Annotated in this window: 14 protein-coding genes; 4 read left to right on the top strand and 10 right to left on the bottom strand. The window is 62.8% G+C overall.

The window, feature by feature from the left end; genetic code table 11:
- Positions 1-4: 4 nt before the first annotated feature.
- From JNM03_RS14680 to JNM03_RS14645, 8 genes are all read right to left on the bottom strand, one after another.
- Positions 5-1,138, bottom strand: a complete 1,134-nt coding sequence (locus JNM03_RS14680; protein ID WP_294037702.1) for an ABC transporter ATP-binding protein — start codon at positions 1,136-1,138, stop codon at positions 5-7.
- 2 nt (positions 1,139-1,140) lie between these two features.
- Positions 1,141-1,983, bottom strand: coding sequence for an ABC transporter permease (locus JNM03_RS14675; RefSeq protein ID WP_294037701.1), 843 nt, complete (start codon positions 1,981-1,983; stop codon positions 1,141-1,143).
- Positions 1,983-2,888 carry an ABC transporter permease gene (locus tag JNM03_RS14670; protein ID WP_294037699.1) on the bottom strand — a complete coding sequence of 302 codons (906 nt, stop codon included), beginning with the start codon at positions 2,886-2,888 and terminating at the stop codon, positions 1,983-1,985. The genes JNM03_RS14675 and JNM03_RS14670 overlap by 1 nt, the downstream gene beginning before the upstream one ends.
- A 23-nt stretch (positions 2,889-2,911) precedes the next feature.
- Positions 2,912-4,018 carry a PotD/PotF family extracellular solute-binding protein gene (locus JNM03_RS14665; protein ID WP_294037697.1) on the bottom strand — a complete coding sequence of 369 codons (1,107 nt, stop codon included), beginning with the start codon at positions 4,016-4,018 and terminating at the stop codon, positions 2,912-2,914.
- 92 nt (positions 4,019-4,110) lie between these two features.
- Complete coding sequence (locus JNM03_RS14660; protein ID WP_294037696.1) at positions 4,111-5,502, bottom strand: glutamine synthetase family protein; 1,392 nt, start codon at positions 5,500-5,502, stop codon at positions 4,111-4,113.
- A gap of 7 nt (positions 5,503-5,509) precedes the next feature.
- On the bottom strand, positions 5,510-6,853 hold the full coding sequence (locus JNM03_RS14655) for an aspartate aminotransferase family protein (RefSeq protein ID WP_294037694.1): 1,344 nt from the start codon (positions 6,851-6,853) through the stop codon (positions 5,510-5,512).
- On the bottom strand, positions 6,850-8,118 hold the full coding sequence (locus tag JNM03_RS14650) for an FAD-binding oxidoreductase (protein WP_294037693.1): 1,269 nt from the start codon (positions 8,116-8,118) through the stop codon (positions 6,850-6,852). The genes JNM03_RS14655 and JNM03_RS14650 overlap by 4 nt, the downstream gene beginning before the upstream one ends.
- Before the next feature lie 13 nt (positions 8,119-8,131).
- Positions 8,132-9,478 carry a glutamine synthetase family protein gene (locus tag JNM03_RS14645; protein WP_294037691.1) on the bottom strand — a complete coding sequence of 449 codons (1,347 nt, stop codon included), beginning with the start codon at positions 9,476-9,478 and terminating at the stop codon, positions 8,132-8,134.
- A gap of 161 nt (positions 9,479-9,639) precedes the next feature.
- Here JNM03_RS14645 and JNM03_RS14640 point away from each other — a divergent pair, with 161 nt between their 5' ends.
- Positions 9,640-10,956, top strand: coding sequence for an aspartate aminotransferase family protein (locus tag JNM03_RS14640; RefSeq protein ID WP_294037689.1), 1,317 nt, complete (start codon positions 9,640-9,642; stop codon positions 10,954-10,956).
- 81 nt (positions 10,957-11,037) lie between these two features.
- On the opposite strand, the gene JNM03_RS14635 is transcribed toward JNM03_RS14640, so the two are convergent.
- Positions 11,038-11,403, bottom strand: coding sequence for a hypothetical protein (locus JNM03_RS14635; RefSeq protein ID WP_294037687.1), 366 nt, complete (start codon positions 11,401-11,403; stop codon positions 11,038-11,040).
- Positions 11,404-11,541: 138 nt separating this feature from the next.
- Between JNM03_RS14635 and JNM03_RS14630 the strand changes: the two genes are divergently transcribed.
- Positions 11,542-11,985 (top strand): hypothetical protein, encoded by a 444-nt coding sequence (locus JNM03_RS14630; RefSeq protein WP_294037686.1) that lies wholly within the window; start codon positions 11,542-11,544, stop codon positions 11,983-11,985.
- 27 nt (positions 11,986-12,012) lie between these two features.
- On the opposite strand, the gene JNM03_RS14625 is transcribed toward JNM03_RS14630, so the two are convergent.
- Positions 12,013-13,245, bottom strand: coding sequence for an ATP-binding protein (locus JNM03_RS14625; protein ID WP_294037685.1), 1,233 nt, complete (start codon positions 13,243-13,245; stop codon positions 12,013-12,015).
- 149 nt (positions 13,246-13,394) lie between these two features.
- On the opposite strand from JNM03_RS14625, the gene JNM03_RS14620 reads away from it, so the two are divergent.
- The gene (locus tag JNM03_RS14620; RefSeq protein ID WP_294037684.1) at positions 13,395-13,808 is read left to right on the top strand and encodes a hypothetical protein; all 414 of its coding nucleotides are present in this window, start codon (positions 13,395-13,397) and stop codon (positions 13,806-13,808) included.
- Between the two features lie 58 nt (positions 13,809-13,866).
- Entirely contained in the window at positions 13,867-14,868 is a 1,002-nt protein-coding gene (locus JNM03_RS14615) for a fumarylacetoacetate hydrolase family protein (RefSeq protein ID WP_294037682.1), read from the top strand.
- Positions 14,869-14,900 lie beyond the last annotated feature (32 nt).

The following is a 14,900-nucleotide window of genomic DNA, read 5'->3' as shown; positions in this document are numbered from 1 at the left end:
AGTTTCAGCTCAGCAGCACGACCGGGCTGTCCGCGCGCCAGTGCATGCTGACCTTGTCGTCCCAGGTGAAATCCTCCTGGTCGTGGCGTGACAGGTTGGGGCGCGATACGCGGATTCGCGCACCCGATTCCAGCTCGATCTCGAACAGGGTGATGTCGCCCAGATAGCTCATGCCTTTGATCTTGCCGCGCGCGAAATTATACCCCTCGGGCGCGTCCTGCGCCGCGGCCCTGACCGCCTTGCCTTCGCCGGGGACGTGCAGATAGATCTTCTCGGGCCGCAGCGCGACCCAGACATCGGCGCCGTGCGGGCCGGTGACTCCGTGATTCAGATAGACCTTGCCCAACCCGGCACAGTCGACCGCCGCCTTGTCGGGCTCGTCCAGCGTCAGCTTGCCCTCAAAGATGTTCACCGATCCGACGAAGTCGGCGACGAAGCGGTTCGCCGGATATTCGTACAGGTCCGACGGGGTCGCGAGCTGGGACACGTCGCCCTTGTTGATCACGGCGATGCGGCTGGCCATCGACAGCGCTTCGTCCTGATCGTGGGTGACCGTGACGAAGGTGATCCCGACCTGATCCTGCAGGTCCGCCAGTTCGAACTGCATCTGCGCGCGCAGCTTTGCATCGAGCGCCGACAGCGGTTCGTCGAGCAGCAACACCTTCGGCCGCATGATCAGGCTGCGCGCAAGTGCGACGCGCTGGCGCTGACCGCCCGACATCTGGTCGGGCATCCGGTCCTCGAACCCGCCCAGCTTGACCAGCTCCAGTGCCTCGGCAACGCGATCCTTGACCTCACCACCACGCACGCCGGCGATTTTCAGGCCATAGGCGACATTGTCGGCGACGCTCATGTGCGGGAAGACGGCATAGCTCTGGAACACCATGTTCACTGGCCGCTTGTTTGGGGGAATGCCCGCCATATCCTGCCCGTCGATCAGGATCGTCCCTTCGGTTGGCAGCTCGAACCCCGCGATCATCCTGAGCAAGGTGGTCTTGCCGCACCCCGAAGGCCCCAGCAGGACAAAGAACTCTCCGGCCAGAATGTCGAGGCTGACATTGTCGACCGCCGCAACCTTGCCGAAGCGCTTGGTCACGTTCTGGATCTGGATGATCGGTTTCTTGGGCGCGTCGGTCATGGTCAGTGGGTTTCCGCGATGGCCTTCACGCCCTGAAGCTTCAGCGCGATGGCGGTCAAAACGATGGTGAGGATGATCAGGATGGTCGAGGCGGCGTTGACCTCCGGCGTGACCGAGAAACGGAGCATGGAATAGACTTTCACCGGGAAGGTGACCGTGTCGGGGCCACTGGTGAAATAGGTGATGACGAAATCGTCGAGGCTGAGCGTGAAGGACAGCAGCGCACCGGCGATGAGCGCGGGCTTCATGTGCGGGATCAACACGTCACGGAACATCTGCCATTCGCCGGCGCCGAGATCCTTCGCGGCCTCCTCCTGCTCTCGGTTGAAGCTGGCGAGGCGTGACCGCACCACCATCGTGACGAAGGGGAAACAGAAAGTGATGTGGGCGATCGTGATCGCGCTGAGGTTCAAGGGCCAGATCAGGTCCGTCGGCCACTGTACCTTCGCGAAAAACATCAGGAAGGCGACACCCATGCAGATTTCGGGGACGATGATCGGCAAAGAGATCGTCCCGTCGACCGCGCCCTTGAGCGGAAAGCGGAAGCGCCAGAGCATCACGGCGGAGATGGCGCCGAGGATCAGGCTGACGACCGTCGCGAGCGCGGCGATGGTCAGCGAATTGACAAGCGCTTCGACCAGCACGTCGTTGTTCAGCGCCTTGTCGTAATATTTCATCGTGAAGCCGCGCCACACGACGTTGCGCTTGCTGTCGTTGAAACTGAAGATCATCAACACGATCAGCGGCGCATAGAGGAAGACCATCACTGCGCCGACCCACAGCCGCATCCACAGGGTCCGGCTGTATTCGAGCGGCGCGCGCGGCGTTCGGCTTAAGAGCGCCATCAGTGAAGCTCCGGCACTTTGCGGCGCATCGATTGCAGCGCGATCAGGATGAACATCGCATAGATGAGGATGAAGGAGAGCGCTGCGCCAAAGGGCCAGTCGTTTGCCTTCTTGAACTGTCGTTCGATGACGTTCGCGATCATCTGGCTGTCCGTCCCGCCCATCAGGTCGGGGGTGAGATAGGCGCCGAGGGCAGGGATCAGCGTGATCATCACGCCGGCGACGATACCCGGAGCCGCCAGCGGGACGACGATCCGCATGATCGTCCGGAAATGGCCGGCGCCGAGGTCGAGGCTCGCCTCGACCAGGCTGCGATCGAGCCGGTCGAGCGCTGCGTAAAGAGGGAGCACCATGAAGGGCAGGTGGACGTAGACGAGCCCGAAGACGACGGCGAAGTTATTGAACAGGAGCTGCGCGGGCTCCCACGTCGGAAGCGGCTGGAGCCCGATGAGCGTCTTGATCCAGCTCGCGCCGCCCCACAGCGCCTCCAGCCCCTTGTTCGCATAACCCTGCTGCCCGAGGATGATCATCAGTGCATAGGTGCGAACGAGCAGGTTGGTCCAGAAGGGCAACATGATGCCGAGCAGAAGCCATGGCCGCCATTTCTCGCTGGCGAAGGTGATCGCCATCGCAACCGGAAAGCCGACGATCAGACAGATCAGCGTAACCAGCGCCGCGACAGCGAAACTCTTGCCGAAGATACCGAGGTAGAGCCATTCTGTGGCACGCTTGTAATTGTCGAGCGTTCCCGAGATGTCGATTTCATTGAGCCCGGCGTTCTGGCCGAAACTGTAAACCCAGACGATCGCCATCGGGATTGCGAAGAAGAGAATCGTCCAAAGCAGGGTCGGCAGCGAAACCGCAGCGAAGACCCTCTTGTTCGTCTTCCAGTCCTGCTCGGCCATCCCCCGATGCCCCCTTTAGGCCGCTACGATGCCCGTACTTTCGTGAATGCCTCTTCGTAGAGCGGTTGCAGCTTTTCGTTGAACTTCGCATATTCGCATTTCGCGAGGATATCCGCGGGCGGGAAGATCACGGGGTTGTTCCTGTAGCTTTCGGGCATCAAAGCCTTCGCTGCCGCATTCGGCGTCGGGAACAGGATCGTTTCGGTGATCTTCTTGTCGACTTCCGCATCGAGCATATAGTTGATGAAAGCATGCGCGTTCTTCGGATGCGGCGCGCCCTTCGGGATGCAGAGCGTGTCCGAATTGAACTGGCTGCCTTCTTTCGGCACGATGAAGTCGAGATCGTCGTCTTCGGTCATCACCTGCGCGATGTCGCCATTATATTCGAGCACGACGTCGCAGTCGCCTTTCATCAGCAGGTCCTGCCCGTCGTCCTCATGGAATTTCTTCACATTGGGCTTCTGCTTGATCATCATTGCCGAGATCGTCTCGATATCGGCAGGCGTCAGCGCATTGACCGATTTGCCAAGATATTTGCCATAAAGGCGGAACATATCGCCGGCCTCCGACAACCAGGCGATACGGCCGGCATATTCGGGGCTGTCGAACAGGACTTTCCAGCTGTCGGGCTTCGTTTTCACCTTCGACTTGCGATAGCCGATGCCAAGGACCAGCCAGGTATACGGCATCGAGAACTTTCGGCCGGGGTCGTAGTCGACGTTGATAAAGCTCGGTTCGATATTCTTGATGTTCGGGATTTGCGCATGGTCGAGCGGCTGCAGCATGTCGGCGCGGATCATGCGCTCGACGAAGTCGTTCGACGGCACGATCACGTCATAGCCGGGATTGCCGGCCTTGAATTTGGCGAACAGCGTGTCGTTGCTGTCGAAGAGGTCCATCGTGACCTCGACGCCCGACGACGCCTTGAAATCGTCGAGCGTCGTCTCGCCGATATAGGTGTCCCAGTTGTAGAAATTGAGCTTGGCTTCCTCGCCGTTCGCGAGCTTCTTGCCTTCGCCCTTGCTGCAGGCTGCAAGCCCGCCAAAGCTGATCCCGACCGCTGCGACCCCCAGCGCCTGCAGCAACGAGCGACGACCCCGGTTTTGTTTCAGCAGCGCGTTCAGATCCATGGCTGGCCTCCCTGTATGTGACGTCAAGCTGACTCAATAATGTCACCTTGGGAAGAGGCTTTTTTGCGCTGCACCAACTATTTTTGGAACATTTATGCGTTGCGCAGATACCAGTCGTAATCGAGCGTCGGGACGACGCCGAAATAGCGGTCCTGCTCGACACGCTTCACGATGCTGAACATGTCGACGAAGCGTTCGCCGAGATAGGCGCGCATCAGCTTCGATTCGCAAAAGCGGTCGACGGCGGCGAACCAGTTCGAAGGCGGCTTGTCGTCGCCCGAATTGTCGCGGTCATAGCCGTTGCCGACGACTGCCGTGCCGGGATCGGTCCTGTTCGCCATACCGTGATGCATGCCGGCAAGGACTGCGGCGACGGCCAGATAGGGGTTGGCGTCGGCGCCACAGGCGCGATGTTCGACATGGCGGCTTGGCGGCGGTCCTGCGGGAATGCGAAACGACACGGTGCGGTTGTTGACGCCCCAGGTCGGCGCGACGGGGGCATAGCTGTTCGCCTTGAAACGGCGGTAGCTGTTGGCGTGCGGTGCGAAGAGCGCGAAGGCGTCGCCGACGCTTCCGATCATCCCGCCGATCGCGTGGCGCAGCGCCGGCGTGCCTTCGGGATCGTTGCTCGCAAAGATGTTGCTGCCCGTCGTGTCATCGACGGACACGTGGATATGCATGCCGCTGCCCGCCTGTTCGGCGAAGGGCTTGGCCATGAACGTCGCCTCGAGGCCGTGTTGCTGCGCAATCGCCTTGACGAGCCGCTTGTACATGATCGCATCGTCGCAGGCGCGCAGGGCGTCGGGCTTGTGGCGCAGGGTGAGTTCGAACTGGCCGGGCGCGAATTCCGAAATCGCACTCTCCAGCGGGAGGTCCTGGATATCGGTCGCGGCGTAAAGCGCGTCGAAAAAGGGACGGAAATCGTCAAGCTCGCGCAGGCCATACACCTCGACGTTGCGCGGCGTGTCGCGGCTGTAGGCGGGGCGGGCGGGACGAATGCCGCCATCGCGCGCGCGCCGCGGATCGACGAGATAGAATTCCAGCTCGACCGCAAGCACCGGGGTCAACCCGTCGGCCGTGAACCGGTCGATCACCCCGCCAAGGACGTGACGCGGGTCGAGGTCGTGCGGCGTGCCGTCGAGCTCGTAAAAATCGACAAGAAACTGTGCGGCATGGTCGCCGCCCCAGGGCGTGCGGACCAACGTGCCGGGGATCGGCTTCATTGACCGGTCGGCGTCGCCATCCTCCCAGACCAGGCCGGTTTCAACCGTATCCTGTCCGGTGATATCGACGACGGTGATCGACCCGGGGAACATGCGGCCGCTTTCATAGACTGCGAGTACCTCGTGCTGGCGCAGCCGCTTGCCGCGCGGGACGCCGCCAAAGTCGGTATAGATCATCTCGATCGAATCGACGTCGGGATTGGCCCGGAAAAATTCCTCGGCCTCCGACTTCGGCGCGATCACGCCCGATGACTTCGACATCGCCCCTCTACTCCTTCAACGCGCGTATGCAGTCGGCGAAGCCGCCGACCAGCCGGTCGATCTGATCATCGCGGGTAACCGGGCTCACCAACATCATATTATGAAAGGGCGCCAGCAAAATTCCTCGATTGGCAAGGAAGAGATGCATCGCGGCTTCGAGTTCGGGGTGCATTGCCGCCTTCGCCTCGCCGCCGTTGCGGGGCGGCGCGGGGCAAGTGAGGAATTCGACGCGCGCGCCGACCTGCGTCACATGCCAGTCGAGGCTGGCCGCGGCGATCTCCTGCTCCAGACCGGCCACGAGCCGCGCGGCACCGCGCAGCATATCGTCATAGGCGTCGGGCGTGATGACGTCGCCCAGCATCGCGTCCATCGCCGTGATCGCCAGCGCATTGGCCGAGAGTGTGGTGCCGATGCCGCTGTGACCGGCTGCACGCGACTGGTTGAGCGCCGCCATGCGCTCGGCTACGTCGGCGCTGAAACCATAGACGGCGCAGGGGACGCCGCCGCCGATCGACTTGCCGATGACGATCAGGTCCGCCGTCGGGCCGTGCGTGACGCCATGGCCGCCATAGCCCGACGAGATCGTGTGCGTTTCATCGAGGACGAGGAGCGTTCCGGTCTCGTCACACAGCCGGCGGAGCGTTGCCAGAAAGCCGGGGGCATCGCGAACCATGCCGACGTTGGTCATGATTGGCTCGGCCAGAACGCAGGCGATGTCGCCGCCGCGCAGCGCAGAGCCAAGCGCCTCCTCGTCATTGAACTCGATCACGGTCGTGGTGTCGCGCAGATCGTGAACCTGTCCGATCAGGCTGGCGCGCATCGCCGGTGCGCCATCCTTCAGGTCGACGAAAGCATCATCGACCGCGCCATGATAGGCGCCGTTGAAGGTCAGGATCTTTGGACGCCCGCTGATCCCCCGACACCAGCGAATGACGGCGCGGTTGGCTTCGCTGGCGGTTGTCGTGACTTGCCATTGGGGCAGGCCGAACATCGCCGCGAGCCGCGCCGACAACGCCGCGCCGCGTTCGGTGGGGAGCATATAGCTCAACCCTTCGCTCGCCTGCTTGGCAAGCGCGGCGGCGAGCGCTGGCGGTGAATGGCCGAACAGGCTTGCGGTGTCGCCGAGACAGAAATCGTCATAGCTCTGGTCGTCGATGCTGGTCAGCGTCGCATGCCTGGCCGAGGCCGCGACGATCGGCACCGGGCTGGGCCAGTCCTTCATCCAGTGGAACGGCACCGACTGGAACCACCCCTTAGCGGCCGCATGATGCGCAACGGCGCGCGGATTGGCGGTGCGGAAACGCTCGGCCTCGCGCGCCGCGACCCGTGCGATGGCGCCGTCGGCGATCATCCGAGCTTGTCCTTCATCGCATAGTAGAGCAGCCCCAGCGTCGCGAGCGGTCGGCGGAGCCACTTGCCGCCGGGGAAGGGGTGTGACGGCAGGCTGGCCAGCACGTCGAAACGCTCGGCTGTGCCCGCCATCGCCTCGGCGACCAATTCGCCCGCCAGCGTCGTCACCAGTGCGCCATGTCCCGAAAATCCATGTGCGAAAAAGACGTTTCCGCGCCGCCCGATATGCGGCAGCCTGTTCAGCGTCACCGCGACCACGCCGCCCCAGCCATAGTCGATCGTCGCGTCGGCGACTTGCGGAAACACCTCGGCCACGAACGGCCGCACGAAGGCCGCGATGTCGCGCGGCGGTGTCTGCGAATAGCGTTCGCCGCCGCCGAAGATCAGCCGCTTGTCTGCCGAGAGCCGAAAATAGTTGAGGACGAAGCGGCTGTCGGCGACTGCCGCATCGCTCGGCAGCAATTCGTCGGCGTTGGCCAGCGGCGCGGTCGCGATGTTATAGTTCATGATCGGCACGGTATAGCGGCCGAGGTCGGGTTCGACCTCGCCGATCCAGCTATCGGTCGCGTCGATGACGTAGCGCGCGCCGATATGCGCCCGATCGGTCATAATGCCTGGCCCCTCGGGGGTGTCGGTGATGCGATGGGCGCGCTCGCCTTCCCGGATACGGACTCCGGCGGCTTCTGCGGCTTGCGCGAGCCCGATAGTATAGTTCAGCGGATGGAAATGGCCGCCCCACGGGTCGTAGATGCCGCCATGATAGAGCGGGCTTGCGATGTGGGCACCCATGTCCGCCTTCGCGACGACGTCGGTCCGATATTCGAACCGGGCCGCGAGACGATCGGCCTCGCGGCTCATTGCGTCGAAGTCCTTCGGCGTCCACGCCGCCTCCAGATGTCCCGCCTTCAGGTCGCAGTCGATGCCATGCTTTTCGATCCGCGCCTTGACGCGATTGTCGCGCCAGCAGAGGTCGAACAGGGCATCGGCGCGGTCGCGCCCGAACTCTTCTTCCAGTTCCGATGCGCTCCAGCGCAGACCCGGGATCAATTGCCCGCCGTTGCGTCCCGATGCGCCGAAGCCGATGCGCTCGCGCTCGATCAGGATGACCGAAAAGCCGCGCTCGGCGCAGGCCAGAGCTGCCGACACGCCGGTGAACCCGCCGCCGATGACCGCGACGTCGCACCTGCAATCTTCGGGGTCGAACGCGCGCGGTCGCCATGAGTGTGCGCTCGCTGCATAGTAGCTATGGTTTAGCGGATCGGTCATGGCCGGGCGCGGGTCAGACCCGCATCAACAGATGCTCGCGCTCCCAGCTCGACACCACCGACTGATAGTTGAACAGCTCATGATCCTTCACCGCGAAAAAGATCTCGAAAAAATCGTCGCCGAGCAAATTGCGGACCTTCTTGCACGAGGCGAACCGGTCGAGCGCGGCTTCCAGCGTGCGGGGCAGGGTGCGCGCACGGTTATAGGCGCTGCCGGTGATCGCCTTCGCCGGGACCATGCGATCGACCACCCCGATATAGCCGCAGATCAACGAGGCGGCGATCGCCAGATAGGGATTGCTGTCGGCGCCCGGCAGGCGGTTTTCGACGCGGCGATTGGCCTTGTCGGAGATCGGCACGCGGAACCCGCACGATCGGTTGTCCTCGCCCCACTGCACGTTGATCGGCGCTGCGCTGTCGGGCCGCATGCGGCGAAAGCTGTTGACGTTCGGAGCCCATAGGGGCGAGATTTGCGGCATATAGCGCACCAGTCCCGCAATATAGCTGCGGAACATCGCGCTATCCCGGCCATTGGCGGTCGAAAACATGTTCCTGCCTGTCGCCGCATCGACCACTGACTGATGGATGTGCATCGCGCTGCCCGGCTGTTCGGCCATCGGGTTTGCCATGAAGGTCGCATAGACGCCGTGCTTCTTCGCGACATTGCGCACCACGCGCTTGAACAGGAACACCTCGTCGGCAAGGCGCAGCGGGTCGCCGTGGATGAAATTCACCTCCAGCTGCGCGGCGCCCATTTCATGGATCATCGTGTCGATATCGAGCCCCATCAGCTCGCAGTCGTCATAGATATGATCGATGATATCCTCATATTCGTTCATCGCCTCCAGCCCATAGGGCTGGCTCGCGGTCTCGCTTCGCCCCGACTGGCCGATCGGCGGGGTGAGCGGGAAATCCGGATCGGCATTTTGCGACACGAGGTAGAATTCGACCTCTGGCGCGATGATCGGCTTCCACCCCTTCTCCGCGTACAGGCCGAGCACTTTCTTCAGGATCGTGCGCGGGGCGATATCGACCTCGGTCCCGTCGCTGTTGAAGGCGTCGGCGATCACGAAGGCGGTGGGCGAGGTAAAGCCAGGAGCGACGCAGATGGTACCGGGGTCGGCGATCAGGATCTTGTCGGGATCCTTGTCCCAGATATCGTCGATATCCTCGGGGTAATGACCGTCGATGGTGCAGATGAAAACGCTGCCCGGGATGCGCAGCGACTTGTCCTTGACCGATGCGAGGAACTTCTTTGCCGGCAGAACCTTGCCGCGCTGCACCCCGTTGATGTCGGGTACGATGCATTCGACTTCGTCGATTTTATGGTCGCTGATCCATTGTTCCAGATTGACTGACATGAGCCCCCGATTGGGCCGAGGAGCCGGCCCGTTTGTGGAACGCCAGCCTATCCTGAAGTTATGCGGAGCGCCAGAGGGGCCGTTATCGGCCATTTTCGCCATTGCCAGCGTTGCCGGCGGCGGTCACTATGCTGGGGTCTAATCAGGAGGGAGAGCGGGCAGTGCAGGGTGACAATGATCTGCTGGCATCCTTCTGGATGCCCTTCACCGCCAACCGTTCGTTCAAGGCGAACCCGCGCCAGCTCGTGTCGGCGAGCGGCATGCATTATCAAAGCAGCGACGGGCGAACGATCCTCGACGGCACGTCCGGACTGTGGTGCAGCAACGCCGGACATTGCCGCCCCGAAATTGTCAACGCGATCGCCAAAGCTGCCGCGACGCTCGATTTCGCGCCTACCTTTCAGCTTGGGCACCCCCTGCCGTTCGAACTGGCGCAGCGGCTCGCCGTGTTGATGCCCGAAGGGCTCGACCGGATCTTCTTCACCAACAGTGGCTCTGAATCGGTCGATACCGCGCTCAAGATCGCGCTCGCGATCCAGCGTGCAAAGGGGCAGGGGACGCGCACCCGGTTGATCGGGCGGGAGCGCGGCTATCATGGTGTCGGCTTTGGTGGAATCAGCGTCGGCGGGTTGGTGAACAATCGCCGCGCCTTCGGTGGCGGATTGCCCGGCGTGGATCACTTGCGCCACACCCATGATATCGGACGCAATGCCTTCACCCGCGGTTTTCCGCAGCATGGGGTGGAACTCGCTGACGACCTTCAGCGGCTCGTCGATCTGCACGGCGCCGATACGATCGCCGCGGTCATCGTCGAACCGATGGCGGGATCGACCGGTGTCCTTCTGCCGCCGGTCGGCTATCTCCAGCGCCTGCGCGACCTTTGCGACCGGCATGGCATCATCCTGATTTTCGACGAAGTGATCACGGCGTTCGGCCGCGTGGGCGGCGCGACCGCGGCGGGACAGTGGGGCGTCACGCCCGATATCATCACGATGGCGAAGGGCCTGACCAACGCTGCCGTGCCGATGGGTGCGGTGGCCGTGAAGCGCGAGCTTCACGATGCCGTGATCGACAGCGTACCCGGCGGGATCGAGCTGTTCCACGGCTACACCTATTCAGGGCACCCGCTGGCAAGCGCGGCGGGGCTTGCGACGCTCGACCTCTATGCGCGCGACGGATTGTTCGACCGCGCCAACGATCTTGCCGCCTATTGGGAAGATGCGGCGCACAGCCTGAAGGATGCGCGGCACGTTATCGACATTCGTACGATCGGTCTGGTGGCTGGGATCGAACTCGAACCGCGCCCCGGTGCACCGACGGCCCGTGCGACGGAATTGTTTCACGCCTGTTTCGACAATGGTCTCCTTGTCCGCGCAACCGGCGACATCCTGGCGCTGTCGCCGCCGCTGATCGTGGAGAAGAGCCAGATCGATGAAATGTTCGGGAAACTGGGCAAGCTTCTCGACGCGATCGAATGAATGAGTGAAGGCGGCTAGCGACCGAAGTCAGATATTATCCGCAGTGAGGGGTTCGCGCGCAGGCTGCCCTTCGGCGCGCTGTCAAAATACGATTATGCCGGATGCGTCGCTCAGCCGGTAAAGTTGCCCACATTCATAAGGACCAAGTTCCGTATGAACAATGAGCCTTGAGTCATCTTCGAAGCATAGCGTGAAAGCCAAATCCTCGCGTTCGACAGCCGAAACCGATTTTTGGAGCAGCCGATGAATAACCAGCGGTGGGCCACTTTTCGCGTTGCAGTTGTATAGGTATCTCCCCCCATCTGCATCGATATGCTCAATGCTGAATTCGACGGACAGCCCCCAACGGTCGAACTTGAATTGCACGCCGAAGGGATCGAGGCATATTTGCTGCAGTTCCTCACCAATCAGCGGGTATAGATGTGCTTCGGAAGGCGTCGCGTGCATACAGCACTTTAGCCGATAATGGCAGCTATGCTAGCGGCTCCTCTCGCAAACCGTCCGTCCGCTCCCCGCCTCCCAAAAGCCGACGCCACCCCCAAATACTCCTTTCCTACATTCCATCGTCATGCTCCAAACTGACGGATGAAACCGGACCCCGCCCCAGCACTCGCGCCGTTGCTCGCCGATGGCTGTCTTGCCTTCGTTCCTGTGCCGCAACGACGCCGACGTTCCGATGGCTGGACACCCGACGTGCAGGCCTGCTTCATTCGCGCGCTTGAGGCGATGGGATCGGTTGGCTCCGCCGCGAAGGCCGTGGGGATGAATCGGGCCTCGGCATATCGTCTGCGTGAGCGATCGGGCGCGGAAAGCTTCGCCGCCGCATGGGACCGCGCTGTCTCCATGGGACGAATGCGCCAATATGATTATGCGATGGATCGCGCGCTCAACGGCGTGACGATCGTTCGCGTTCTGAAGGGTGGCGCGGTCGATATCAGCGCCGGGCCCGACATGGCGCTCGTCCGGGCGGCGTTGCGTGACGAGGCGGCGCCGCCGCCGCGTGCTAAAGCGACAAAGGCGACAGAATAGTGGCGAACGGCCGTCGCATTTGTCGCTTTACGCGGCGCTGGCCTCGCTCAGCGGGAAGGTCACGGCAACTCGCGTGCCTTTGCCAAGCTCGCTTTTGATCTCGAGCTGTCCTTGATGACGCTCGCTGATGTGCTTGACGATCGCGAGGCCGAGGCCGGTGCCGCCGACCGACCGGCTACGCGCTTCGTCAACGCGATAGAAGCGTTCGGTCAGGCGGGGGAGGTGATCGGGGGCGATGCCGTCGCCTTCGTCGCGGACCGCAAGGCGGACGCGCCGCCCTTCGCGGATCAGTTCGACGGCGACTGGCGTCCCGGCGCGCCCATATTTCATCGCATTCGAAATGATATTGTGGACAAGCTGTCCCAACTGGGCTTCGTCGCCCAGGATCGTTTGCGCGTCGGCGCCCAGGCTATCGACGATATCCTTGGGGCGCGCATCCTCGCTGTCCTGCAATTGGGCTATGGTGTCCCGGACGATTGCCGTCAGGTCGACCGGCGTCGTCGGTCGGCGGAACCGGTCGGCCTCGACCCGCGATATCGACAACAGGTCGATGACGAGTTGCTGCATGCGTCCCGCCTCGCGGTCGATGATCGACAGGAACCGGTGGCGCATTGGACCATCCGCCTCGCCGTTCATGTCCTGCAAGGTTTCGACATAGCCGAGGATTGCGGCGAGCGGAGTGCGCAGTTCGTGGCTGGCGTTGGCGACGAAATCGGATCGCATGCGGTCGGCGGCGTCGATCGCCGAACGGTCCGACAGGAAGATGATTCGTTCGCCTTCCGACAGGGCGACGATGCGCATGGTCCAGTGCTGCCCTGGCCTTGGAAAATCGACAAGATTGAGCGTTTCCAGCCGGCCGTCATCGTCGGTGCGCGACAGCCACTCGGTCGCTGCCGGATGCCGGATTGCGGTACGGATGTCGGCTCCGACGATATGCCGACCGAGCAGGCGCACTGCCGCATCGTTGACGATCGTCACGACATTGCCGCTGACCCCGATCAGGGGCTCCTTCTCCTGATCGACCCACAGCGCGAAATCGGGATGATGGAGCAGCGAAGCCGGTGCGGTTTCCGCCATGACATGACCCTGCGGTTCGGGAAGCTGCGAGGGCAGGGCGCCATAGACGATCGCGGCGGCGGCGATTCCGGCCAGAGCGAGGATCGCGATCGTCAGCGCATCGCCGCCAGCCAGCGCGGCGAAGATCACCGCGACGGTGACCAGCGTCAGCGCAACGACAAGGCTGGACAGGCGGTCGAACATCTTGCGCCCGCCTCGCATGAAGCCGGGTATATCGCAAGACGGTTCGCGGCCGTTAACCCGCGCCGGGCAAATGTCCCAATGCGGGAAGGCAAAGGCCGGAAGCGGTCTTTTGCTTTTCCTCAAGCTTTCCTTGGTTTATGCGCTGCGTGATGGAAAGCAACGATATCCCGGCCGAAAATCAGGGGCAGAGCGAGGAGGCGGTGCCTTCGCGGAGGAAGATGCTGGCACTGGGCGCTGTCGGCGTATCGGCAGCGCTGACGATCCGTCCCGCCTTTGCGCAGACGGCGGTTTCGGTGATGAATTGCCAGATTCCGGTGCCCGGTCCTTCCAGTGCGGGGAAATATATCGATGCTAACGGCAAACTGGTTCCTCCCGGCACCAAGGGGGCGTTTCCCGGATCGGCGCGAGCCTTTACCGGCGAGGAAGTGAAGCGCGCCGTTCGCGGTCAGACGCTGCCCGGCACGACCTATAACCAGTCGCAGGCCTATCTTCAGTATATCCGGCGCTTGCAGGCAGGGCAGAGCGGCTTTACCTGTTTCGCATCTATCCAGATGCCCCGCTGATCATCGCACCGTACGTCTGCGATGACCCATGGAGGCCATCGCAGACAAAGGATCGCAAGTGAAACTAGCCTCGCTCAAAGCCGGCCGTGATGGGCGGCTGGTCGTCGTTTCGGACGACCTCGCCTGGTACGCCGATGCAGGGCAGATCGTCCCCACCATGCAGGCGGCGCTCGACAATTGGGCCTATGCTGCACCGCGGCTCGCCGCGCTGGCGGAGGATCTCAACCATGATGCCATTCCTAAGGAACGGTTCCATGAGCGCGACGCAGCTTCGCCCCTGCCGCGGGCTTATCAATGGGCCGACGGCAGCGCCTATGTGAACCATGTCGCGCTTGTCCGGCAGGCACGGGGGGCCGAAATGCCTGACAGTTTCTGGCATGACCCTCTGATGTATCAGGGCGGCAGCGACGCCTTCCTCGCACCGCGCGACCCGATCCCGCTCGGCGATCCGGCCTGGGGCTGCGATATGGAGGCGGAGGTGGTGGTCGTGACTGGCGATGTGCCGGCGGGTATCGATGCGGTGGCCGCACGCGACCATATCCTGCTGGTCGGCTTGACCAACGACGTGTCGCTTCGCGGCCTGATCCCGGCAGAACTCGCGAAAGGATTCGGCTTTTTCCAGTCGAAGCCGTCGAGCGCGATGTCGCCGGTATTCGTGACGCCCGAATCGCTTGGCGATCGCTGGAAGGATGGCAAGCTAAACGGAACGCTGTGCGTCGATCTCAACGGCCAGCCGCTCGGCCGCGCCGATGCGGGCGTCGACATGACGTTCGATTTCGGTCAGCTCATCGCGCATGCCGCGAAGACCCGCAATCTCGGTGCCGGGACGATCATCGGATCGGGCACGGTGTCGAATCGCGATGCGGGCGGTGGTCCGGGCAGGCCGATCGGCGAAGGCGGGCTGGGCTATTGCTGTCTCGCCGAAGTACGCACGGTCGAGACCATCCTGCAGGGCGAGCCGAAGACGCCCTTCCTGCAAAAGGGAGACGTCGTCCGCATCTGGATGGACGACGACCGCCACCACGGAATTTTCGGGGCGATCGAACAGCAAGTCGGCTGATACGAAAAGGGCGGGTTCGCACCCGCCCTTTC

The organism is Sphingopyxis sp. (assembly GCF_016793825.1).
In the GTDB taxonomy this organism is placed as follows: Bacteria; Pseudomonadota; Alphaproteobacteria; order Sphingomonadales; family Sphingomonadaceae; genus Sphingopyxis.
The sequence above is the reverse complement of the archived record's forward strand: the minus strand, read 5'-3'. Positions and strand labels throughout refer to the sequence as shown.